The following is a 22,355-nucleotide window of genomic DNA, read 5'->3' on the forward strand; positions in this document are numbered from 1 at the left end:
GGCGCGCTTTGGAAATAACGGACGATCCGGTCATCGCCGATCCTTCTTTCCGGCCCTGCGCCCCGGCGCATTCTCCTCTCCGGCGGCGATGCGGGTGCAGCCACGGCCGGCGTGCTTGGCGGCATAAAGCGCGGCGTCGGCGTCGGCCTCCATCCGTGCCCAGGTGATCCGCTGATAACGGGATGAAATCGCGACTCCCAGGCTGGTCGATACGCGGCTGAGCGTTCCGGCGATCTCCACCGGCGTTTCGATCCGCTGGATGATGCGGCGGCCCATCGCCTCAAGCACGGCGGGATCGCACAAGCCCGGCAGCAGCAGAACGAACTCGTCGCCTCCGGTCCGCGCGACCGTGTCGACCTCGCGGACGATGGCCCGCAGGCTGGCCGCGACCTGCCGCAGCATCTCGTCCCCCGCAGCATGACCCAAGCTGTCGTTCAGGGGCTTGAAATGGTCGAGGTCCATGACGATCAGCGCGAAGTGGTGCGGATCGCTGTGCATGGCCCCTTGCCGCAGCGCCTCGAAGGCCAGTTGCAGGCCGCGGCGATTGTAAAGCCCGGTCAACGGATCGGTGAAAGCCTCGGCTTCGGCGCGGGTCCGGGCGGCGACCAGGCGGCTGTTGGCACGCGACAGTTCCTGCGTCATGGCGCCGTTGGCCTCGTGCAGGAACAGGAACTCCATCGCCAGATCCGACGGGGCGAAATCGCGGTCGGTCAGGTCATGGCGGCGGATGGCATCGACAAGGCCGATGCCCAGCCCGAGGTTCAGCAGCAGCCCACCTCCCGCAATTCCTACCGCACGCCCGCGCAGGATCTGGCCCGGCGAGGACCGGACGCGCAGGAACACCCGCTCGGCCTCGGCCAGCCCGGAAAGCGGGGTCGAGGCGTCGGCGCCGACAGGCTCGAACGCCGCGTCAAAGGTTTCCGCCGCGCCGACGATTCGCCGCAGGGTCGGGCCTGCCGACAGGATCTGCCCATGCGCATCCAGATGCAGGTGCATCGGCATCAGCATCAGCGCAGCCTCTGCCAGCGTCATGCGGCCCCCACGGTCGGATCGCTGATCGAGAAGGGCCGGCCGGCGTTGAAATCGACCACCGGAACATCGACCAAGACCCGCCCGCCTGCCACCTCGATAACCGCGAGCACCCCGTAATCGTCGGCCATGGCATGCAGCATCCCGGCCACGGCATGCAGCCACAAGGGATCGCACGAAGACCGGATCTCCCACCCAGAAGCAGTGGGCATGACCGACAGCACCGGCAGCCTGAGCCGATGGACCACCATCTGGCCGCGCTCCCGTATCTCCTCAAGGCTCATCATGAAGGCGGCGAAGTCGCTGCCGGCGAAACGCAGAAGCCGTCGCATCGGCGCGAGTTGCGCCATCCAGGCGCCCAGATCCTCGGCCAGTTCAGGCGGCGAACGGTCGAGCTGCCCCGCAAGAGCCGCGATCAGCCGGCCGGTGATCTCGGCCTCGGTGCTGTCCATGATCTCGAATCCACACGGATCGACCCCGACCGCCCGTGCCGTCGCCGTCCAGACCGCCTCGCCATAGGTGGCGCGGGCGAATTCCTCGACCGCGCGGTTGACCAGCCCGTGCATCCCACTCTCCTGCCTTCCGGCCAGCTTGCACGGCAGAGTTTAAGATCCGGTAAAGATCAGCGCAGGATGCCCGCGGCAAGCGCCTCGCGGGTGTGGGCGACCGTCGCCTCGGGCCAGCCGGACGCCGCCGCAAAGGCGGCAAGCCGGTCGTCGCTGGCGCAGATGAAGTCCACCAGGGCCGAGGCGAAATCCGTCGACGGCGTGGCCGCAAGGGCCCGCAGGTCGGCCGAATCAAGGCCGGTTTCCGTGCAAAGCGCTTCGACCAGGTCGGGGCATCCGGCAAGATGGCCGAGGATCGATTCGGCAAGGGCGTCAAGGGAACTGCGCGAGATCATGACGCGTCTCATGCCCTTGCGCCGCGCCATCCGCAAGCACGCTATGGTGATGGCGGGGAAGGGAAACGGTTTGTTAATCAGTTCCACGCAGATTGTCCCCACAAGCGCAACCCGCAAGGAGCAGGCATGGAAGGGCAAATCCTGGTGGTCGATGGCACGGCCACGAACCGGATCACGCTCAAGGTGCGTCTTTCCGCGGCATGCTACGACCCCCTGACGGCCCGCACGGGCGCCGAGGCCTTGGCGGTCCTGGCGCGCTGCCGGCCCGGCATCGTGCTGATCGGCGGTCCTCCCGACGACATGGAGCCGGTCGAGCTTTGCGGGCGTATCGCCCGTGCAGAACCGGGCCTTCCCGTGGTGATGATGGTTCCGCAGAACCAGCGCATCGCCGCCCTGAAGGCGGGCGCCGCGGCCGTCCTGGAACTGCCCCTGGATGAAGGTGGCCTGTTCGCGCGCATCCGGGCGCTGATGCGGGATCGGCATCATGCCGTCGCGGCAGTTGCCGTTCCGGGAATGGCCGAGGAACAGCAGGCGTTTCTGCCCGCCCCTGCCACCGCGGCGCGGTCGGTCCTGCTGATCGCGGGTGACACAGGGGTCGCGATGGGATGGCGGCACGCGCTGGCGCCGCGGCTTGCGGCGCAGTTGCGGATCGCCGACCCCGAACGGGCTCTGGCCGAGGCGGCGGTGGGGCTGGTGCCCGACCTTTACCTGATCGCCACGGACATGGCGCAACCCGGCGACGGGCTGCGGCTGCTGTCCGAACTGCGCTCTCGCCGGTCGTCCCGTGACGCGGCTTTCGCGATGGTGCTGGAACCGCAGCGGCGCGACATGATGCCGGTCGCGCTCGACCTTGGAGCGGGGGATGCGCTCTTGTCGACGCTGGTGACGACCGGGATGGCCGACGAGGCGGCGCTGCGGCTGGATGCGCTGATTCGGCGCAAGCTGTCCGCCGATGGACGCCGTGCCGCCGAGGAACGTGAACGCGCGCTTGCCTGGATCGATCCGCTGACCGCCCTGCCGAACCGGCGATACGCACTGCAGCGTTTGGTCGGGCTTTGCAGCCGCGACGCCGGCATCTGCACGATCATCGCCATCGACATTGACCGTTTCAAGGAGGTCAACGACCGCCATGGCCATGCCGCCGGCGATGCCGTTCTGGCCGATGTGGCCGCGCGGCTTGATCGCGCGGTGCCGGCACCCGGCTTCGTCGCCCGCGTCGGCGGAGAGGAATTCCTGGCCATCCTGCCCGACACCTCGAAAACCGAGGCCGCCGCCGTGGCCCGCCGGATGCGCGCCCTCGTGTCCGATGAATGGATACGCCTGCCCGGCCGTGATGAGGGTGTCGCCCTGCGCATCACCATCTCGGCAGGAATTGCAAGCGTCGGCTCGGGTCCGCATGACCCACGCGGCCGCGCGAGGGCGCTGATGGAGCAGGCCGACGACGCGCTGCTGCGGGCCAAGCGCAGCGGCCGGGACCGGCTGATGATCTCGGGGGTCAATGCGGCGGCCTGAGGCGCGGCCGCTGCCTGTCCGCTTGCGGCGACGGTGCTTCTTGCCGGGCCAGCCTCCCGCTGCTAAGGCGTTCGTCATGAACGGGCGCCCGACCATCTGCTGCATTACCGTCTGACACAAGGCCAGGCGGGACGTTCACGCGCGACTTGAACCCCGCCCAAGGGGGAATTCATGGTCCAGATCAAGCTGACCAACACGCGCACTCGTCGCAAGGAGCCATTCGAGCCCATCAATCCTGCCAATGTGCGGATGTATCTCTGCGGACCCACGGTCTATGACCGCGCACATCTGGGCAACGCACGGCCGGTGGTGGTCTTCGACGTACTTTACCGCCTGCTGCGCCATGTCTACGGCGAGGATCACGTCACCTATGTCCGCAACTTCACCGACGTGGACGACAAGATCAACGCGGCGGCGCTGGCCCGCCAGCAGGCCGGCGACCCGCGTCCGCTTGAGGAGCTGATCCGCGAGCGCACCGAAGAGACGATCGGTTGGTATCACGCCGACATGGACGCGCTGGGCGCCCTGCGCCCCGACCACGAGCCGCGGGCGACCGACTATATCCCCCAGATGATCGCGATGATCGAGGCGCTGATCGTCAAGGGCCACGCCTACGCGGCCGAGGGACATGTGCTGTTCGACGTCCGGTCCTTCCCGGCCTATGGCAAGCTTTCCGGGCGGTCGGTCGATGACATGATCGCCGGCGCGCGTGTCGAGGTCGCACCCTTCAAGCGCGATCCGATGGATTTCGTGCTGTGGAAGCCCTCGTCGGATGAGGAGCCGGGCTGGGACAGCCCTTGGGGCCGCGGCCGGCCGGGCTGGCATATCGAGTGCTCGGCCATGTCGGCGGCGCTGTTGGGGGAAAGCTTCGACATCCACGGCGGCGGCATCGACCTGCAGTTTCCCCACCACGAGAACGAGATCGCCCAAAGCTGCTGCGCCCATCCGCAGGAGGACTTCGCCCGCGTCTGGCTGCATAACGAGATGCTGCAGGTCGAGGGGAAGAAGATGTCGAAGTCGCTGGGCAATTTCTTCACCGTGCGGGACCTGCTGGATCAGGGAATACCGGGAGAGGTGATCCGGTATGTCTTCCTGATGACGCATTACCGCAAGCCGATGGACTGGACGATTGAGAAGGTGCGCGAGGCGGAGGCAACGCTGCATCGCTGGCGGGAGATCGTGGCCAGTGTCGAGCCAGCGCAACAACCATCGGAAACGGTTATCTCGGCATTGGCGGATGACCTCGGCACCCCCGCCGCTTTGGCAGCACTGCATGATCTTGCCACACGGCGCGAGGCTGCTGCTCTCAAAGCATCCGCAGTATTCCTTGGATTGCTCGAGAACGATGTTGTTACAGAGGCTATTCCTGAGGAGGCACGTCGCTTGTTTCTCGCCCGCGTGGCGGCTCGCGAACAAGGAGACTACGTGCTCTCCGATGCCCTTCGCGCTTGGCTGAATATTTCCGGGTTCAATGTAGAGGATCGAAAGCCGCACTCTGCCTCTATCCTGCGGAGAGACATACATGCAGAGTTCGAGGGCTGGATGCGATTGGGCCACATGTTGTCCCAAGGGCATTGGCTTGCCCCAAAAGCGCCGGTTACTTCTTTAGGCGCTACACGTGGCGTGGTTTTTGAGGAAGGGTCTGGTGCAGTGCTTCAGGTGGGAACGGGCGTTCCAACCGCTCCAAGTGAGCAGGCATTGTATCTTGCGCTAGACCTGCTCGAGAAACGTGCACAATGACCTCCCGCCTCACCCTCTACGACACCACCCTGCGCGACGGGCAGCAGACCCAGGGCGTGCAGTTCTCGGCCGCCGAGAAGGCCGAGATCGCGCGGATGCTCGACGCGCTCGGGGTGGACTACATCGAGGGCGGCTGGCCGGGCGCGAACCCGACCGACAGCGAGTTCTTCACCTCGGCGCCGGCCACCCGCGCCACCATGACCGCCTTCGGCATGACCAGGCGCGCGGGCCGGTCCGCCGGAAACGACGACGTGCTGGCCGCTGTGCTGGATGCCGGGACGAAGGCGGTGTGCCTCGTCGGCAAGACGCATGATTATCATGTGACCGAGGCGCTGGGCATCCCGCTTGAGGAGAACCTCGCCTGCATCGCGGACTCGATTGCCCATGTCACGGCGCAAGGCCGCGAGGCGATCTTCGATGCCGAGCATTTCTTCGACGGCCATGCGGCGAACCCCGGCTATGCGCTCGACTGCCTGCGCGCGGCGCTGGCCGCAGGCGCCCGCTGGATCGTTCTCTGCGACACCAACGGCGGCACCCTGCCCGACCGCGTGGGCCAGATCACCCGCGCCGTGATCGCCTCGGGCATCCCCGGCGACCGCCTCGGCATCCACGCCCATGACGACACCGGCAATGCCGTCGCCTGCTCGCTGGCCGCGATCGCGGCAGGCGCGCGGCAGGTGCAGGGAACGCTGAACGGCCTCGGCGAGCGCTGCGGCAACGCCAGCCTCACCAGCCTGATCCCGACGCTGCTGCTGAAGGAACCGTTCCGCTCGACCCTGACCACCGGCGTCACGCCCGAGGCGCTGGCCAGCCTCACCCGCATCTCGCGCCGGCTGGACGAGATCCTGAACCGCTCGCCCCTGCGCGCCGCGCCTTACGTCGGCGCCTCGGCCTTTGCCCACAAGGCCGGGCTGCACGCCAGCGCGATCCTGAAGGCGCCGCAGACCTATGAGCATGTGGCCCCCGCGACCGTGGGGAACGAGCGCGTCATCCCGATGTCGAACCAGGCCGGCCAGTCGAACCTGCGCGCCCGCCTTGCCGGCGCGGGGATCGAGGTGCAGCCCGGCGACCCGGCGCTGTCGCGCATCCTTGCTGCGGTAAAGGACCGCGAGGACCAGGGCTACGCCTACGACTCGGCCCAGGCCTCGTTCGAGCTGCTGGCGCGAGAGGAACTCGGCGCCCTGCCCTCGTTCTTCGAGATCGAGCGTTACCGTGTCACCGTCGAGCGTCGTCTGAACGCCATCGGCCGCCGCATCTCGGTCAGCGAGGCGGTGGTGGTGGCGCAGGTCGGCGGCCAGCGGGTGATGTCGGCCAGCGACAGCATCGGCGCGAATGGCGAGGACGCGGGCCCGGTCAACGCGCTGTGGCGCGCGATCGGCAAGGACCTCGGGCCATGGCAGGGCTCCATCGACGAGATGACGCTGGCCGACTTCCGGGTGCGGATCATCGGCGCAGGCACCGACGCGGTGACGCGCGTCATCATCGACTTCACCGATGGGCAGGGCGCGGCATGGTCCACCGTGGGGGTGTCCCCCAACATCGTAGACGCCAGCTTCGAGGCGCTGGTCGATGCGATCCGCTGGAAGCTGATCCGCGACGGCGCCGCATGAGCGCCAAGCCCTCCCCCCCGGTGGCCTTGCTGGCCGAGCGGCTGCGGCGCGAGGACCCCGACCGCTTCGCCATGGCGATGCTGGCGCCTGCAGAGGCCCAGGCGCGGCTGGTCACGCTTTATGCCCTGAACGCCGAGCTTGCCCGCACGGCACTCGCCGCCCGCGACCCGCTGATCGCCGGGATGCGGGTGCAATGGTGGGTGGACCGGCTCGAGGCGCTGCACGAGGTCCCGCCCCCGCACGAGCTTCTGTCGCCGCTCTGGTCCGCATGGGGCAGCAAGGCGGCCGGTTTCGCCGGCCTTGCCGAAGCGCGCAGGCATGACGCGGCACGAGAGCCCTTTCAGGACACGGCCGCCGTGGTGGCCTATGCCGACGCGACCGGAGGCGCGCTGATGTCGCATGCCGCCCGGACGCTGGGCGCCCCGGATGTGCCCGCCCTGCAGGCCCAGGGCCGGGGCACGGCGCTGACCGCCTGGCTGCGCGCCGAACCCGCGCTGCAGCCGCTTGGCCTCGGCCTTTTCTGCGCGGATCCGCAAGGGCTGGCTGCCTTGGCGCGCATCGCCGTGGAAGCGTTCGGCAAGGCCGCCGAGACCCGCCGCACCCTGCCCCGCGCCGCGGCCCCGGCGCTGTTTCCGGGTCCATCGCCGCTGCGCTTCCTTGACGCGCTGATCCTGAACCGGACGCCGCCTGGTCCGTCCGATTTCACCCGTCGTGCCGCATTGGCCCGGCTTGCCCTCACCGGACGCTGGTGGGTCTGATCAGCGGCCCGGTTCCGGGTGGTCATGCGGCCTTACCCTTTTTCATGCCGCCTGAGGTGCTGCGAAGCTGCTTGAGCGACGGCGGTATGGCTGTCATGCGGGCTGTCCTGGATGGCCTGGGTGGCTGTGCCGCCGCCGTCGCCGCCCCTGATCGACCGCGGATCACGCGATGCCCTTGAGGGCTTTGCAAGGCGATGCCGGCGTGACGGAGCGTGCGGGACGGCGGCCGAAGAGAGGCAGGAGCATGCGAATTTGTATCGGGATCGAGGCGGCCAAGGTGATCCCCTGGGCCACGGGTATCGATGAGAGTGGCCGGATCGTTCCCGACTGCCCGGTCGAGCGCGATCCCAGATCCAACGACGGCCCTGTGGCCTGCCCCCTGTTGGTCCCTTTGTCATAACGAGCGTCTGCGGGCTTGAGATTGGTGGTTTGCGGGTTGCTTCCGGGCAGGCGCGCCGGGCGCGGCGCCATCAGGCAGTGCAGGCGTCCGGCGCGCTTCGCGCGGCGTGAGATTGCCCAGGGACGAGTGCGGCCGGACGGCATTGCAGTCTTGGCGCCGGAAGGCGGGCTTGCGCCGGGCGTTGTCCAGGCTGTCGAAGATCTCCTTGTTCAGCAGTTCGTCGCGGAGGCTGCGGCTTGCCGGGATCGAGGCAGTGCCAGGCAACGTCGTTCTGCCCGGCCCGTTTCCAGGATGGCCCGGCTTGTGAACCCGGTCCCGCAGCATGTCGGGAAGGACGCGCTGGAGAAGGCTGTGGCCGCGCGCGAAGCCAGCCATTCGCGCGCGCCCGGCGGCCAGAGCCGGGGCTCAGGTCTCCATGGTGGTTGTGCGAACCACACCCCGGAGGAGACCCGGCCATGACCAGGGCCCATGATACGACGGCTGCCCGCGTTCTGGCCGGCATCGACATCTCGGAGCACCGCCATGAGGTGCCGATCGCCGCGCCCGGCAAGACGCGTCGGCGACGGATGACGGTGATGAACGCCGCGGCCGATCACCAGCGCCTGATCGAGGCTCTGCGAAGCTTCGGCCTGCCCGTCACGATCGGGTCCGAGGGTCAAGGCACCGCCTTGACGGCAATTATCACCGCGCGCTGATGTCTGCCCTCGGGGTATCCGGTCGCTCGGATGCCCCGTGATCTGACGCCTCAAGCGGCAAGTCCTTCCCGACACAGGACGTTGTCGCTGACAAGGCCGGCAGGCTTTGCGCAGATCCGCACCAGCGCGTCCAGTTCGCGCGCCACCCTTGCCGCCCGGGATGCTGGTGTCGGCGATCAGGCACAGGTTCTCCCGGCAGCAGTCATCGATCACCGCCAGGATGCGGAACCTGCGGGCGGCGCCGAACCTGTCGGCCACGAAGTCGAGCGACCAACGCTGGTCGGGCGCGGGCGCCACCGGCATCGGCGTGCGGGTGCCCCGGGCGCGCTTGCGGCCACGCCGCCGCGTCGCCAGGCCTTCCTCACGATAAAGCCGATACGGCTTCTTGGGGTTCATCAGCATGCCCCTGCGCGCCAGCAGCAGACCGATCCGCCGAGAGCCGAACCTGCGGCGCAGTGCGGCGATCTCATGCAGGACCTTGCGGATCTTGGGGTTGTCAGGCGGACGTTCGCGCCGCACCGTCCTGTGGCGCGGCACCGACCAGAACGCAGGCCCGGCGCTGCGAGATGTCGTGATCCCGCATGGCCCGCAGCACCGCGTCCCGCCGCGCGTTCGGTGTCGTCAGCCCTCAGCCATGGTCCTCGGACCAGTGGCGTCCCATGGCTTCGATCCCGGCAGATCTTTCAGCACAATGTTGTCGAGCAGCGCGTCCGCCAGCCGTCGCTTCCGTCGGCCGTTCTCCTCCTCAAGCGCTTTCAGCCTCCGGGCATCAGAAACGTCCATGCCGCCATGCCTGGCCTTCAGTTCGTGAGACACCGGGCCGGGCTCAGCCCAAGGCGCCGACAACCCCCCGCTGTCGCCAGTCCGTCAACGCAGTGCATTGACCCTGCTCCCCGATCATGCCGATGACCTGCGCCCCGGTGAAGAAGCTTTTCCTCATCGCGTCCGATCCGTCAGCGTGAAGCAAAATCCACATCAAATCAAGAAACGTTCCAAGGGGCAGGTCACAGATACTATCCATCTGACGTATCGGACCGGCCATCATTCTTCCGCAGTCGCCAGAAATGCAGTTTTACCAAGCATTGCACCACGCGCCAACCTTTACAACTTTTGATATTGCCCTTTCGATAGTTCCCTCTCCTGATCGGCAATCTCTTCTTCGCGGATTGCCTCGACCCTTCTGCTCGCAGAAAAACAGGACATGGCGCCGATTTTCAGGTCGCGTTGCCTTTCCTTCTGAAGGGAAAATCCTATGCCTGCAGTCGACGGTTCGCTCAACGAATGGTCGCGCGCATTCCGCCTTGATGCGCCTGCGACCGGGGCCGCAGGCTTTGGCCTCTGGGGCTTTGCGGATTCAGCCTTCCTTTATTTCGGGATCGGCGCTGACTCGGTTCCGATCGGCGAAAGCACTACCCTGTGGCTTGATGCCGATCTCGACCGCTCGACGGGGCACCAGATCTGGGGCTGGGCCGGGGGCGCCGAGTATCACATCGAGGTGGCCGCCGACGGCAGCGCGGGACTTTACACCGGCGGTCCCAGCCAGACGCTGGTTGCCGGGATCGAGACCGCGCGCAGCGGCGACGGCCGGATACTCGAGATGCGTGTAGACCGCAGCCTTCTCGGCGGCGCTTCCGAGCGGGTCCGGGTCTTTGCCGACGTGAACGACACGGCCTTCCTTCCCAACAGCTATGCGAATGTCGATCTCGTCATCGGCGGACCCATGCTCGACATGGATGCGGGCACCCGCCTGGATGCGCCCGGCAAGGGCGCCGCGGGCTATGCCTTCTACGGCGACCTGGTCGCGGGCACCTATGTCTTTGCGATCACCTCGGACGGCACGGCGATCGGCGCGGGGACGACCATCTGGATCGACGCCGACCTCGACCGGACGACGGGCCACCAGATCTGGGGCTGGGCCGGAGGCGCGGAATACAACATCAACATCGGGGCGGATGGGGTTGCGCGGCTTTATACCGGCAACGCGGGAGAGACCCATGTCGCCGACCTGATCTATCGGCTGAGTTCCGACAGGACGGTTCTCGAACTCGCGGCGCCGCGCGATCTTCTTGCGGGCGATCCTTCCCGCATCCGCGTCTTTGCCGACGTCAACGACAACGTGTTCCTGCCCAACGACTATGCCAATGCCGACATCTTCGTGGGCGAGCCGGTCCCTGTTTCCGTGGGTGGCAAGACCCTTGACGGGCTGCTCACGGACTGGCTTGCGGGCACCCGGCTTGACACCGCAGCCACAGGTGCGCCGGGCCATGCCTTCTACGGCGATCTTCAGCAGGGCGCCTATACCTTCGCCATTGCGACGGGCGGCACCAGCATCGGCGCCAACACGACGATCTGGCTCGACACGGATCTTTCCGGCAGCACGGGCTATCAGGTCTGGGGCTGGGCGGTCGGTGCGGAATACAACGTCAACATCGGATCGGACGGCGTCGCACGCCTTTACAGCGGCGCCGCCGGAGGAACCTTTGTCGCCAACATCGACCATGTCCTGAGCAGCAACGGCACGGTTCTGGAACTCGCCATCGACCAGGCGCTGCTGGGCAACGCCTCGTCCGTACGGGTCTTTGCAGACGTCAACGACAACGTCTTCATCCCCAACGCCTATGCGACTGCCAACTTTGTCGTCGGCACCCCGCCCGTCCAGATCGGCGCGATCACGCTTGACGGCAACCTTTCCGACTGGGCGCCCGACAGCCTGCTTCACGAGGGCGGGGGCTACCAGCTTCGCGGCGACGTCGTCCAGGACGCGCAGGGGGCAGGGCATTTCGTTCTTGCCATCGCCTCGAACGGGACGGCGATCGGCCAGAACACCACCATCTGGATCGACAGCGACCGCGACAGCAGCACGGGCTATCAGATCTGGGGCCAGACCGGCGGGGCGGAATACAACATCAACATCAGCGCGGACGGCAAGGCGCGGCTTTACAACGGCGCCGCGGGGGGCACCTTCGTCGCCGAGCTTGAAGGGGCCTTCAGCGCGGACCGCTCGCGCTTCGAGGTTGCCCTGCCGCAGTCGATCCTGACCGGAAGCCCTTCGGCGATCCGTGTCCTTGCGGACGTGAACGACAGCGTCTTCCTGCCCGGCAACTATTTCGGCGCGAACCTGGTCGTGGGCACGCCCCCGCCGCCGCCCGATCCCGTCAACGCGCCCGAGGCGCGTGTCGCGATCGTCTATTCCGCCACCACGGCCGCCAATTTCTATGACGTGACGGCTTACGGGCAGCTGTTCATGGCCGCCCAGAACCAGGCGATGCAGGCCGGCATCCCCTTCGACCTGCTGAACGAGGCCGACCTTCTCGACCCCGCGAACCTCGCGGGTTACGACGCCATCATCTTCCCCGGCTTCTCGCATGCGCAGTCAGGCCAGGTCGCGGCCATCACCGCCTCGCTGACGACGGCGGTGCAGCAGTACGGGGTCGGGCTGATTGCGGCCGGGAACTTCCTGACCAACGACCAGACCGGCGGGGCGATCGCGGGGAACGCCTATTCCCGGATGAGCGCGCTTCTGGGCGTCACGCTGGAAGGCTATGGCGAGACGAACGGCATCCGCCTGCAGGCGACCGATGCCGGAAATCCCATCCTCGACGGCTATGGCAGCGGCGAGGTCGTCGGGAATTACGGCAATGTCTCTTACCTGTATTTCAAGGACACGACCGGGACCGGGCAGGTTCTCTTCGACCAGGTCGTCGGCACCGGCGGCAGCACCGTCGCGCGCGATGCGGTGATTGCGACCCAGACGGGCGGACGCAACGTCCATTTCGCCACGGATGCGATCCTCGGGAACAACAACATCCTGGGCGAGGCCATCGACTGGATCGTGCAGAAGAACGCGCCCGACGTCTCGTTGCTGATGACGCGGGGCTCGTCGCTCTTTTACTCGCGCAACGACATGGACCAGTCGCAGGAGGTCTGGGACGTCAGCGCCCAGGACCCGGGCATCTACGACCAGATGCTTCCGATCATTCAGAACTGGTACGACAGATATGGCTTCGTCGGATCGTACTATATCAACGTGGGCGCGAACCCGCCCGACCAGACCACCGACTGGGCCATCTCGAAACCCTATTACCAGGCGATCCTTGCGCTCGAAAGCGAGATCGGGTCGCATTCCTACACCCACCCGCATGACACCAATGCCCTGCTTGCGGATACGGCGCAGATCCTCGCGCTGATCAACCGCGTCGATCCGCGGAATGCGAATGCCGTCGATCCATGGACGCTGACCCAGGCGGAACAGGATCTGCTGTTCTCATCCTACCGTTTCCAGTTCGAAACCTCGAAGCTGATCATCGAGCAGAAACTGGGCATCCCGATCACCGGGGCCGCCGTGCCGGGGGCGCCGGAACGGGTCGGCGCCACCCGCGAGATGATCAAGTTCTTCGATTATCTCAGCGGCGGCTATTCGGGGGTCGGCGCGGGCTATCCCGGGGCCTTCGGCTACCTGACGCCGGGCGAGACCGAGCATGTCTACATCGCCCCCAACATGTCCTTCGATTTCTCGCTGATCGGCTGGTACGGCATGACGCCGCAGCAGGCCGAGGCGGCCTGGCTGGCCGAATACGACAAGCTGGTCGGCGGGGCCACGACCCCGATCCTGGCCTTCCCCTGGCACGATTACGGACCCACGAACTGGAACATCGGCGATCCCGCGCAGGTCTATTCCCTGCAGATGTTCGAGTCGCTGCTGGCCCGCGCCGCCGCGGGGGGCGCCGAGTTCGTCACCGGCCAGGATCTCGCTGACCGGATCGACAGCTTCGCGCATAGCCGCCTGACGACGAGCCGCGCGGGCGATGTCCTGACGGTCAAGGTTGAATCTACCGACGCGGGCAACTTCGCGCTGGATGTCGGGAAAGAGGGCAAGATCGCCTCGGTCGCGAACTGGTATGCCTGGGACGATGATTCCGTCTTCCTGCCGAAGCAGGGCGGCACCTTCCAGATCACCCTGGGACCGCAGGCGGCGGATGTCACCCATGTCGCGGCCCTGCCGATGCGGGGCGACCTGATCTCGGTTTCCGGCAACGGGACCGATCTGGACTTCACCTTCATCGGTCGGGGCAATGTCCTGGTCGAACTGGCGTCGCAGGGGGCAAGGCCCATCCATATCAAAGGCGCGGATGGTGCGAGCCTGCCCTCCGCGGGCGCCGTCTCGCTCGGCTTCGACGCTGTCGGCCAGCATAGCGCCTCGATCGATTTCCTTGCCGCGGGAAGCCGGCTGATCGGCGCGGCGGGCAAGGATGTCCTTCTGGGCGGCAGCGCGGCCGACATCCTGAACGGAGGCGCCGGCAACGACGTGCTTCATGGCGGCGCCGGCGCGGACCGCTTCGTCTTCACCGCCGGGTCCGCCTCGGATGTCATCCTCGACTTCCAGAGCGGCCTCGACAGGCTCGACCTGCAGGGCCTTGGCTTCGCAACCGCCTCGGTCGCCCATGCCGCCTTCCAGGCCGTCGCAGAAGGGCTTGCGCTGGCGGTCGGAAGCTCTGACCGCCTTTTGCTTGCCGGTCTCGATTTCAGCGAACTCTCAGTCTCCGACATTTCGGTAAGCCCCTTCGCGATTGCCTGACCGCAGTGCAGTCGCAGGATTGAAAGGAAAACCCATATGCCCGACAGATTTTCTGGAACCGACGGCATCAGGGACGCGCGAATATTTGGCCCATCCCGCCCGGGATCATGTTGCACCCTGACGAGACAGCCGGCCGCCACCGCGCTGTCAGCCATCCGCAAGGCCGAGCGATCCGCCTCCGAGATCCTGAACCGCTTCGAGCCCCTGCCGCAGGCGAAGCGCAACGTGTCCGTCAAGCGGGGCCGGGCGCCCATGGAAAGGCCCGCGACCCTCCGCGTCATCCGGCAGATGACTACCCGTCCGGGCAGAAGCGGTCGTCTTGTCGTGCGGCCCTCGGACACCGAGCCGCTGGTCCGCGTCATGGCCGAGGGCGAGGACATGATCCACCGGGCCGTCGACGAGGTCAGCGACGTCATGCGCCGCGATGCCATGCCCGGCGCCGAAAGCACCGCCGCCGACCGGCTGCCGATCCTGATGCCGATTTCCCGAGGAGACCTTTGAGATGTGTGGAATTGTAGGGGTCCTGGCCAATCGGCCCGCAGCCCCGATCCTGATGGATTCGCTGAGCCGCCTTGAATATCGCGGCTATGATTCCGCCGGCATCGCCTCGGTCGAGGCGGGCCTTCTGAACCGGCGCCGGGCCGAGGGGAAGCTGAGCGCCCTCGCCCGCCTGCTGGAGGAAAGCCCGCTGGGGGGCAGCACCGGCATCGGTCATACCCGCTGGGCGACCCACGGCCGGCCCAGCGAGGCCAATGCCCATCCCCATCGCTCGGGCCCGGTCGCCGTCGTCCATAACGGCATCATCGAGAACTACGTTGAACTGAAGGCCGAGCTTGCCGCCCAAGGCTACGGCTTTGAATCCCAGACGGATACAGAGGTCATCGCCGTGCTCTGCGCCTCAATGATCGCGCGGGGCCTGGGCTACGAAGATGCCGCCGCGGCCACCGTGTCGCGCCTGCGGGGCGCCTACGCGCTGTGCTTCCTGTTCGAGGGCAAGGACGATCTTCTGGTCTGCGCCCGCCGCGGCTCTCCGCTGGTGATCGGCTTCGGCGAGGGCGAGAGCTTCGTCGGATCGGACGCCATCGCGCTTGCCCCCATGACCAACCGCATCGCCTATCTCGAGGAAGGCGACTGGGCCATCGTCACCCGCGGCGCGGTCCGCATCCATGATGCCGCCGGGATGCCGGTCGAGCGCAAGGTCCATGTCGTCGCCCTTGACACCATCATCGCCGACAAGGGCCAGCATCGCCATTTCATGGCCAAGGAGATCCACGAGCAGCCCTCGGTCATCGCCCGGGCACTGGGCACCTGGATTTCCCCCGGCCGGGACCGGGTGGAATGCGCGGCCGAGGCGATCGACTGGGCCGTGGTCCCGCGCCTGACCATCGTCGCCTGCGGCACCGCCTATTACGCGGCCCATCTCGGCAAGGTCTGGATGGAGAAGATCGCCCGCATCCCCGTCGAGATCGAGATCGCCTCCGAGTTCCGCTATCGCGAGCCGCCGCTTCCCAAGGGGGGCATCACCATGGTCGTCAGCCAGTCCGGCGAGACCGCGGACACGCTCGCGGCGCTGCGCTATGCCAAGGCCGCGGGCCAGACCACGCTCGGGCTTGTCAACGTCACCACCTCGACCATCGCGCGCGAGGCGGACATCGTGCTGCCGATCCATGCCGGGCCCGAGATCGGCGTCGCCTCGACCAAGGCCTTTACCGCCATGGCTTTCTGCCTTGTCGCCTTGGTCGCGATGATCGCCCGCAAGCGCGGCACCATGGATGCCGAGGCCGAGCGCGCCCATGTCGAGACGCTTTCGACCGTGCCGCGCATCATGGGGGAATGCATCGCCCTGGAACCCGAGTTCGAGGCCCTGGCAGCCGAATTGTCGCAGGCGAGCGATGCGCTCTTCCTGGGGCGGGGGCTGATGTATCCGCTGGCGCTGGAAGGGGCCCTGAAGCTCAAGGAAATCACCTACATGCATGTCGAGGGCTATGCGGCCGGAGAGATCAAGCATGGCCCCATCGCGCTGGTCGACGAGACGACCCCCATCATCGCGCTCGCGCCGCATGACGGGCTGTTCGAGAAGCTGTCGTCGAATCTGCGCGAGGTGATCGCCCGCAAGGGGCGCGTGGCGGTCCTGGGCGACGAGGCCGCCTGCGCCGACCTGCAGGGAGAGGCCTGGCGCGTGGTGACGATGCCCAGCGTCGATCCCCTGATCGCGCCCTTCGTCTATGCGGTCGCGGTGCAGTTCATCGCCTATCACACCGCGCTCGCCAAGGGCACGGACGTAGATCAGCCCCGCAATCTCGCGAAAGCCGTAACGGTCGAATAGAAGCGGACATCATCATGAAGAAATGCATTCTTGCGACTGGCGGCGCCGGATATATCGGCTCTCATGTCGTGGTTGAACTGCTTGAGGCAGGGCACCGCGTCGTCATTCTGGACAATTTCGAGAACTCGGACCGGGGCACCGTCGAGCGCATCTCACGGATCGCCAGGGGCGAGGTCGAACTGGTCGAGGGCGATGTCCGCGACCCGGACCTGGTCGTGGAGGTTCTGCGTCTGCATCGCGTCGATGCGGTGATCCACCTGGCCGGCAAGAAGGCCGTGGGCGAATCCGTGGCCGATCCCCTTCTTTATTTCCATGACAACCTGCTCGGCGCAGTCTCGTTGCTGCAGGCGATGTGTGCGGCCGGTGTGCAGAAGCTCGTCTTCTCGTCTTCCGCAACCGTCTACGGCTTTCCCAAGACGCTGCCGATCCCCGAAACCGCGCCGACGGGCGTCACCAACCCTTACGGCCGCACCAAACTGATGATCGAGGAGATCATTGACGACCTGACCGTCGCCGAGCCCGATTTCCAGGCGATCTCGCTGCGCTACTTCAATCCCGTCGGCGCCCATCCCAGCGGACTGATCGGAGAAAACCCGCGCGGCACGCCCAACAACCTTTTCCCCTATGTGGCGCAGACGGCGGCGGGTCTTCGCAAGGCGGTGCAGGTCTTCGGGTCCGACTACGACACGATCGACGGCACGGGGACAAGAGACTACATCCACGTCCTCGATCTGGCCCGCGGGCATGTCGCGGCGATCAACCATCTCTTCGGAAACTCGAAGGAACGGCATCTGCGGATCAATCTCGGGACCGGCACGGGCTACAGCGTCCTGCAGATCCTCGACGCCTTCTCGGACGCCTGCGGCCATCGCATTCCCCGCGAGATCGTAGCACGTCGCCCCGGCGACGCGGCCGCCTCGCTCGCGGACCCCACGCTCGCCCACCGTCTGCTTGGCTGGCACGCGACCCACGACCTCAGGGCGATGTGCGCGGATCACTGGGCCTTCCAGAAAGGGCTGGCGGCTGCCGAAGGCGAGAACCCGGTCGCCGCCCATGCGCCGCAGCGCCATCTCGAAAGGTCGGCCGGAAGATTCGGCCCGAGATTGCGGCATTGAACATAAATAGTTCTTGAGAAGCCGTTTTCATCCAAGCTAGCTTGCTTCTCTGCCCTGCGCCGGGGATTGGCGCGTCCTTGTCACAGTATCGCAATTGCACATCATCTCCGCCCTCCGCTCCACCATCCTTTCCGGCCTTCTGGGTCTTGTCGCCCTGCCCCATGCCATCTGGGCGCAAGGCGCCTCCCTGTCGACAGAACCGCCGGTTCAGGATTGCACCATGGCCTCGCCGCGTTCCCGCGCCGTTTCTCTCACCTCTGCGCTTCGGCAGGGTTTCGGCGTGCAATATTGGGGCGACACCTATTCGGCCGAAAAGCTGGCGGCGCAGCCCCACGGGCTTCTCATCATCGAGATCACGAAGATCGGGGCGCCCTACAGCGACACCGGCCGTGAACTGCCCTTCACCCCCGAGGAAATCGCCACGATCCGCCGGGACGGGGAACGCCCCGTCCTAGGATACCTGAACGTCAGCGAGATCGAGACCTACCGGGACTACTGGATCGACCTTGCGGTTCCGGCCGAGGGTGGCGACCCGCAGCCGCTTCCCCCCTGGCACGGCCCGCACACCGCCCATGGCGACCATCTCGCGGCCTACTGGACGCAGGAGTGGAAGGACATCCTTCTGGCAAGGGTCGACCGGCTGATGGGAACGGGGGCCGACGGTCTCTTTCTCGATGACGTGCTGCATTACTACAGCCACGCCATGGACGAGACGCTGCGCTGGCCGGACGGCGAACAGCCTGCAAGGCCCTCCGACGCGCAAGGCTTCGCCATGGGGATGATGCATCTGGTCGAAGCCCTGGCGGCACGCGCCCGCCAGTGGGACTGCGACGCCCTGGTCATCGTCAACAACGGCGTCTTCATCGGACGCGATGCCGCGGGCGCCAGCGCGGCGCCGGAAAGCAAGGCGGCCTTCGCCGGCTACCTGGACGCGATCGACGCGATCATGGTCGAGAACCTCTCCGCCTCCGATACCCATCCCCATACGCTGGAGGCGCTGAAGGAGGACTTTCAGGCCAAGGGCGCCGCCGTGCTGGCCCTCGACATCGCGACGCAGTTCCCCGGTGTCGAACCCGAGCAGCTTCGCAAGACGGTGGCGGAGGAAGCTGCCCGGACCGGCATTTTCCCCTATGTCGCCCTGGACAGCGCCTACAGCCAGCTCACCCCGCCGATCACCCTTTCGTCACAAGCTCTGGCCGCGCTGGAATGACGCTGTCGCGCAGTCGGCGCTGCAGGTCCGCGTTCGAGGCCCCGCCCGCCAGCAGGGCGCGGTGAAACAGGCTGCCGCGCAGCCCGTCCGAGATGAACATCCAGATGGACTGGTCCCATTCCGAAAGCGGCGCCTGCGCCGCCTTCAGCAGAAAATCATAGGAGGCCCGGCGATCCCCGGTCCAGCCGGTCCAGGCTGCCGCGACAAGCGGCGCGGCCTCCTGGACCTCGGGCGACAGAAGGCGCCGATAGGGGACCAGGGCCCCGGCCCCGCGATAGCGCAGGAATTGCGTCAGGGCGCGGCCGATCACCGCCGGCTCGGCCAGCGCCGCCTGGTGCGATGCCAGAACCGACCTCAGGGCGCGCAGGTCCCCGCTCGTCTCGGCCATGAACAGCAGGGTGTCCCACTCGGGGGAACTCAGAACCGTCCGGCCCGCCAGCCACTCTGATTGCAGGATGCGGGCAACGCCCCCATGCCCGCTTTTCGCGAAGACCGGCAGGACCAGGTGACTGTCCTGCGGTGCCGCGGCAAAGCCGTTGCGGGCGACGATGATCGCCGGATCCAGCGCGCCCCTGCCGATGAGGGACCTGACCGAGACTTCCAGCACTGCGCCCGCATCCGGGTCGGATTCCAGCCATGCCGACGCATGCTGCACCGCCGCAGCCATCTGCCCCGTCTCGGCCAGATGCTCCAGCAGGCGCTTCTTGAATGTCAGCCCTTCCTCGCCGCTCTTTCCGGCCAGCTCGACAAGAAGCTGCTCATAGACGCCGCGGTCCCCGGCCATCAGCAGCTTGCTCAGGCGCCGCGCCTCCCAGGCCGTCAGTCTGGAGGGCTCGACCGACTGAAGAACCCCGCGTTCCGCATCCGCCATCCGCAGGGACCTGTACCACAACCCAAGCCGCTCGCGCCGCTCGGGGGTGGGGAACAGGTCATAGGCCTGCTGAAGATAGGCGGCGGCAAGGCCGAGATCCCCGGCCACGATCTCGATCCCGGCGAGCGCCTCGAGCACCTCCTCGGACGGCCGCGCACCCGACAGGACGCGCAGGAACGACCGCCGCGCGGACGGAAGATCCCCGTCTGCCAGCGACAACCGACCGTAAAGCAATTCCAGGTTGTCATGAAAGGCGAACTTCCCTTCTGCCTCCCGCAGCCGGAACAGGGCATCTTCCGGTTCAAGCCGCGACAGTTCGGCCTCGAACCGGACGCCGGGGTCCGGCCTCAGCATGACAAGCGCAGCAATCGCGAAGCCGCACAATGTCAGGAATACCGCTGCATAGTTCCGCATCTCACGCCCTTTCCGCGCAAGCCGCCAGAATGGAGGCCCGCCCCTGCCCCGAAGCGCCGACCGGCACATAAACGGACATCCTGCCTTCGGCGTCGGGGATGACCGTTTCCTCCGGGCCCGGTGTGTCGCCGGTCACTGTCACCCGGTAGGCACCTCCGGGCTCGCCCACCAGGTCGAGTTCGCCCCCGATGATCCCCGACACCTGGACATGCAGGGCGCAGCCCTCGCGCTGCCAGAGGTCGATCACGACCCGGCTGGACTGAAGACCCGGCGCCGCTGTCCCGCGGGCGATGCCGGTCGGATCGCCGCCCCCGGCCAGGACGACCAGCGGCGCTTCCGTGTTCGGGTCCAGGGCCACGTAAAGACTGTCGCCCTTGCGCCGCGCCCCCATCACCCCGCTGCTTCGATCTAGGTCCAGCACCCGCTCGGGCACCCGGTCGAAGCGGACGGTCTGAAGGCTTCCCCGGTCCAGTATCCGCCATGCGTCCTGTCCTTCCGGAAGAACCCGCATCGACTGGAACCCCCGGACCATCCTTGCATAGCGGGCCGCGTGCACCGGGATGACGTCACCCATCCTCGCGTCCTCGAAATACCGCTCGACCGCGCGGCGCGTTTCGAAGAACATCGCCGAGCGCGCGGCAAAGGCCAGTTCGAAGGGCTTCAGCCGGCGCGGGTTTTCCGTCCGCTGCAGGGTTTCGCCGAAAGCATGGAAACCGTGGATCGGCGTGGTCCAGAAGCCGGTATATGCCGCATCGCCGCTCAGCGCATCATAGACCTGCAGGTGCTCTCCGACCGGGGCGGAAAAGGGCCAGAGGCCGGTAAGGGACAGGTTTCCCGCGTAATAGGTTCCGCCGCCGCCACCGATGCTCTCGACCCCGGCGTCCTCCACGGCCACGAGCGCGGCCTCGAAGGGGCGCGCGTCCCCGCTCCATACGAAAGCGCCCGCGGGGCCTTCCCTTCCGGCGAGATCCTGGACCTCCTCCAGGGCGCTCCCGACTTCCGTGTCCAGGTTGAACGGCTCGGAGGCGTATTTCCGCGGCGCGTTCGGTGCCTTCGAGAAGGTCGAGGCACCGGGATTGGCGAAGGCATCACCAAGCGTCTGCACAGCCGAGACCACCAGGGCGTTCTGCTGGTCCGGGTCCTCCGCCTGCTGCAGGATCTCCGCCTCGCGGCTCTGGTCGTAGCTCACGAAGAAATCCCAGTCCGTGACGTAGCTGTACCCTTGGGTTCCGCTTTCCACATTGGGACGGGACAAGGCACGCACCGCCGCCTGCCGCCCCCGCAGGGCCGCCTTTCCGCCCAGGCTTTCCTCGAGGTCGCCGGTCAGCGCCGCCACGGTGATCGGCAGATCCGCGAAGGGCTCGATCAGCTTCTCGACAAGAACCTCCGAGGCAAGCTGCTCGGGCTCGCCGAAGTCCCTTGCGGGCATCACGTCAAGCCAGCCTTCCTCGGTGATCGTCGAAAAGAAGATCCTTTTTCCCCCAAGCGTCGTCGGGTCGGGTATCGGCCACGGCGCTGTCCCGAGCACATGATCGAAGAAGGCGAAGGGATCGACGATCCAGAAGGTCCCGCCCCGCCCGTCCCCGTCGACCACGGCGCTTCCATGCAGATAGCCTCCGGCCGGGCCAAGGGACCCCAGGTCGACTTCCACGCCCTCATTCGCTATTCTCAGCAGCGATTGACCTTCGGGGCTCACATGAATGCCCGCGTAATCCCCGGGCTTGAGCAGGAAATCCACCTCGAAACCCAGCATCCCGTTCATTTCGACGACCGTTGCAGCGGCGCCTATCGCTTGGGTTGATCCGTCCTCCTCGATTCCCATGGCTTTCCTGACAAGAATGGCCGTTTCCGGCCTTGTGCCCTCATCAAGCCCGATCTCGCCGAATGCGACGATCTTCGGCGCCTCGCCACAGAAATCGTTTCCTGCCTTGAACCACTCCCATACAGCGCCTGTCCCTGCGGGAGTCTCGTCGAACCAGGACAGCACCATCCTGACAGAGCCGGCCTCTATCTCGGGTGCGAGGCCCGTCGAGACGTCATGATAGACAACCCGCTGCCCGAGGTGATTCAGGACGATCTCGGCGAACCTGTGAATCCGGGTATCACGCGGCGTCCGCTCGCGCGCACCGTCATAGAGTGCAAGCGTTGTTCTGGGAATGGAATCGCAGGCCCATGTATCAAAGGAGGTAATCCATAAGG

16 protein-coding genes and 1 pseudogene are annotated in these 22,355 nt (G+C 66.7%); 10 read left to right on the top strand and 7 right to left on the bottom strand.

All coding sequences use genetic code 11. The features are described from left to right. Window positions 1-30 precede the first annotated feature (30 nt). From JGR78_RS08510 to JGR78_RS08520, 3 genes are read right to left on the bottom strand one after another with little or no spacing between them, the layout of a single operon-like run. Window positions 31-1,032 (bottom strand): diguanylate cyclase, encoded by a 1,002-nt coding sequence (locus JGR78_RS08510; protein WP_182791840.1) that lies wholly within the window; start codon window positions 1,030-1,032, stop codon window positions 31-33. Beyond that, window positions 1,029-1,595, bottom strand: a complete 567-nt coding sequence (locus tag JGR78_RS08515) for a heme NO-binding domain-containing protein (RefSeq protein WP_182791839.1) — start codon at window positions 1,593-1,595, stop codon at window positions 1,029-1,031. The genes JGR78_RS08510 and JGR78_RS08515 overlap by 4 nt, the downstream gene beginning before the upstream one ends. A gap of 56 nt (window positions 1,596-1,651) precedes the next feature. Continuing rightward, a complete protein-coding gene (locus tag JGR78_RS08520) occupies window positions 1,652-1,942 on the bottom strand; it encodes a DUF3572 family protein (RefSeq protein WP_182804221.1) in 291 nt (96 codons plus the stop codon). Window positions 1,943-2,056: 114 nt separating this feature from the next. Here JGR78_RS08520 and JGR78_RS08525 point away from each other — a divergent pair, with 114 nt between their 5' ends. The 4 genes from JGR78_RS08525 (at window position 2,057) to JGR78_RS08540 (ending at window position 7,550) form a co-directional block, all read left to right on the top strand. Continuing rightward, entirely contained in the window at window positions 2,057-3,442 is a 1,386-nt protein-coding gene (locus JGR78_RS08525) for a diguanylate cyclase (RefSeq protein WP_182791837.1), read from the top strand. Between the two features lie 171 nt (window positions 3,443-3,613). Further along, window positions 3,614-5,182 carry a cysteine--tRNA ligase gene (gene cysS / locus JGR78_RS08530; RefSeq protein WP_234450684.1) on the top strand — a complete coding sequence of 523 codons (1,569 nt, stop codon included), beginning with the start codon at window positions 3,614-3,616 and terminating at the stop codon, window positions 5,180-5,182. Then, a complete protein-coding gene (cimA, locus tag JGR78_RS08535) occupies window positions 5,179-6,792 on the top strand; it encodes a citramalate synthase (protein WP_182804219.1) in 1,614 nt (537 codons plus the stop codon). Before cysS ends, cimA begins: the two co-directional genes overlap by 4 nt. Further along, window positions 6,789-7,550, top strand: coding sequence for a squalene/phytoene synthase family protein (locus JGR78_RS08540; RefSeq protein ID WP_182804217.1), 762 nt, complete (start codon window positions 6,789-6,791; stop codon window positions 7,548-7,550). The genes cimA and JGR78_RS08540 overlap by 4 nt, the downstream gene beginning before the upstream one ends. A 394-nt stretch (window positions 7,551-7,944) precedes the next feature. Here JGR78_RS08540 and JGR78_RS08545 read toward each other — a convergent pair whose 3' ends face one another. Further along, window positions 7,945-8,325, bottom strand: coding sequence for an integrase core domain-containing protein (locus JGR78_RS08545; RefSeq protein WP_182804215.1), 381 nt, complete (start codon window positions 8,323-8,325; stop codon window positions 7,945-7,947). An 80-nt stretch (window positions 8,326-8,405) separates the two neighbouring features. On the opposite strand from JGR78_RS08545, the gene JGR78_RS08550 reads away from it, so the two are divergent. Next, complete coding sequence (locus tag JGR78_RS08550; RefSeq protein ID WP_234450685.1) at window positions 8,406-8,645, top strand: hypothetical protein; 240 nt, start codon at window positions 8,406-8,408, stop codon at window positions 8,643-8,645. 80 nt (window positions 8,646-8,725) lie between these two features. Here JGR78_RS08550 and JGR78_RS08555 read toward each other — a convergent pair. Then, window positions 8,726-9,585, bottom strand: a pseudogene (locus JGR78_RS08555) (transposase); the annotation flags it as partial. A gap of 312 nt (window positions 9,586-9,897) precedes the next feature. Between JGR78_RS08555 and JGR78_RS18135 the strand changes: the two are divergent. The 5 genes from JGR78_RS18135 to JGR78_RS08585 all read left to right on the top strand — a co-directional run bounded on the left by JGR78_RS18135 (window position 9,898) and on the right by JGR78_RS08585 (window position 18,871). Continuing rightward, window positions 9,898-14,220, top strand: coding sequence for a M10 family metallopeptidase C-terminal domain-containing protein (locus tag JGR78_RS18135; RefSeq protein WP_234450686.1), 4,323 nt, complete (start codon window positions 9,898-9,900; stop codon window positions 14,218-14,220). Between the two features lie 36 nt (window positions 14,221-14,256). Beyond that, window positions 14,257-14,721: a hypothetical protein gene (locus JGR78_RS08570; protein WP_182791829.1), complete on the top strand. Its 465-nt coding sequence runs from the start codon at window positions 14,257-14,259 to the stop codon at window positions 14,719-14,721. 1 nt (window position 14,722) lies between these two features. Further along, a complete protein-coding gene (gene glmS, locus JGR78_RS08575) occupies window positions 14,723-16,546 on the top strand; it encodes a glutamine--fructose-6-phosphate transaminase (isomerizing) (protein WP_182804210.1) in 1,824 nt (607 codons plus the stop codon). A 14-nt stretch (window positions 16,547-16,560) separates the two neighbouring features. After that, window positions 16,561-17,661, top strand: a complete 1,101-nt coding sequence (galE, locus tag JGR78_RS08580) for a UDP-glucose 4-epimerase GalE (RefSeq protein ID WP_182804208.1) — start codon at window positions 16,561-16,563, stop codon at window positions 17,659-17,661. A 220-nt stretch (window positions 17,662-17,881) separates the two neighbouring features. Next, window positions 17,882-18,871: an endo alpha-1,4 polygalactosaminidase gene (locus tag JGR78_RS08585; protein WP_182791826.1), complete on the top strand. Its 990-nt coding sequence runs from the start codon at window positions 17,882-17,884 to the stop codon at window positions 18,869-18,871. Here the strand turns inward: JGR78_RS08585 and JGR78_RS08590 are convergent. Both JGR78_RS08590 and JGR78_RS08595 read right to left on the bottom strand, forming a co-directional pair. Further along, the gene (locus JGR78_RS08590) at window positions 18,834-20,156 is read right to left on the bottom strand and encodes a hypothetical protein (RefSeq protein ID WP_182791825.1); all 1,323 of its coding nucleotides are present in this window, start codon (window positions 20,154-20,156) and stop codon (window positions 18,834-18,836) included. The genes JGR78_RS08585 and JGR78_RS08590 overlap by 38 nt on opposite strands. Before the next feature lies 1 nt (window position 20,157). After that, window positions 20,158-22,146: a hypothetical protein gene (locus JGR78_RS08595; RefSeq protein WP_182791824.1), complete on the bottom strand. Its 1,989-nt coding sequence runs from the start codon at window positions 22,144-22,146 to the stop codon at window positions 20,158-20,160. Window positions 22,147-22,355 lie beyond the last annotated feature (209 nt).

Origin of the sequence: Paracoccus sp. MC1862 (genome assembly GCF_016617715.1) — a bacterium.
Lineage (GTDB): Bacteria > Pseudomonadota > Alphaproteobacteria > Rhodobacterales > Rhodobacteraceae > Paracoccus.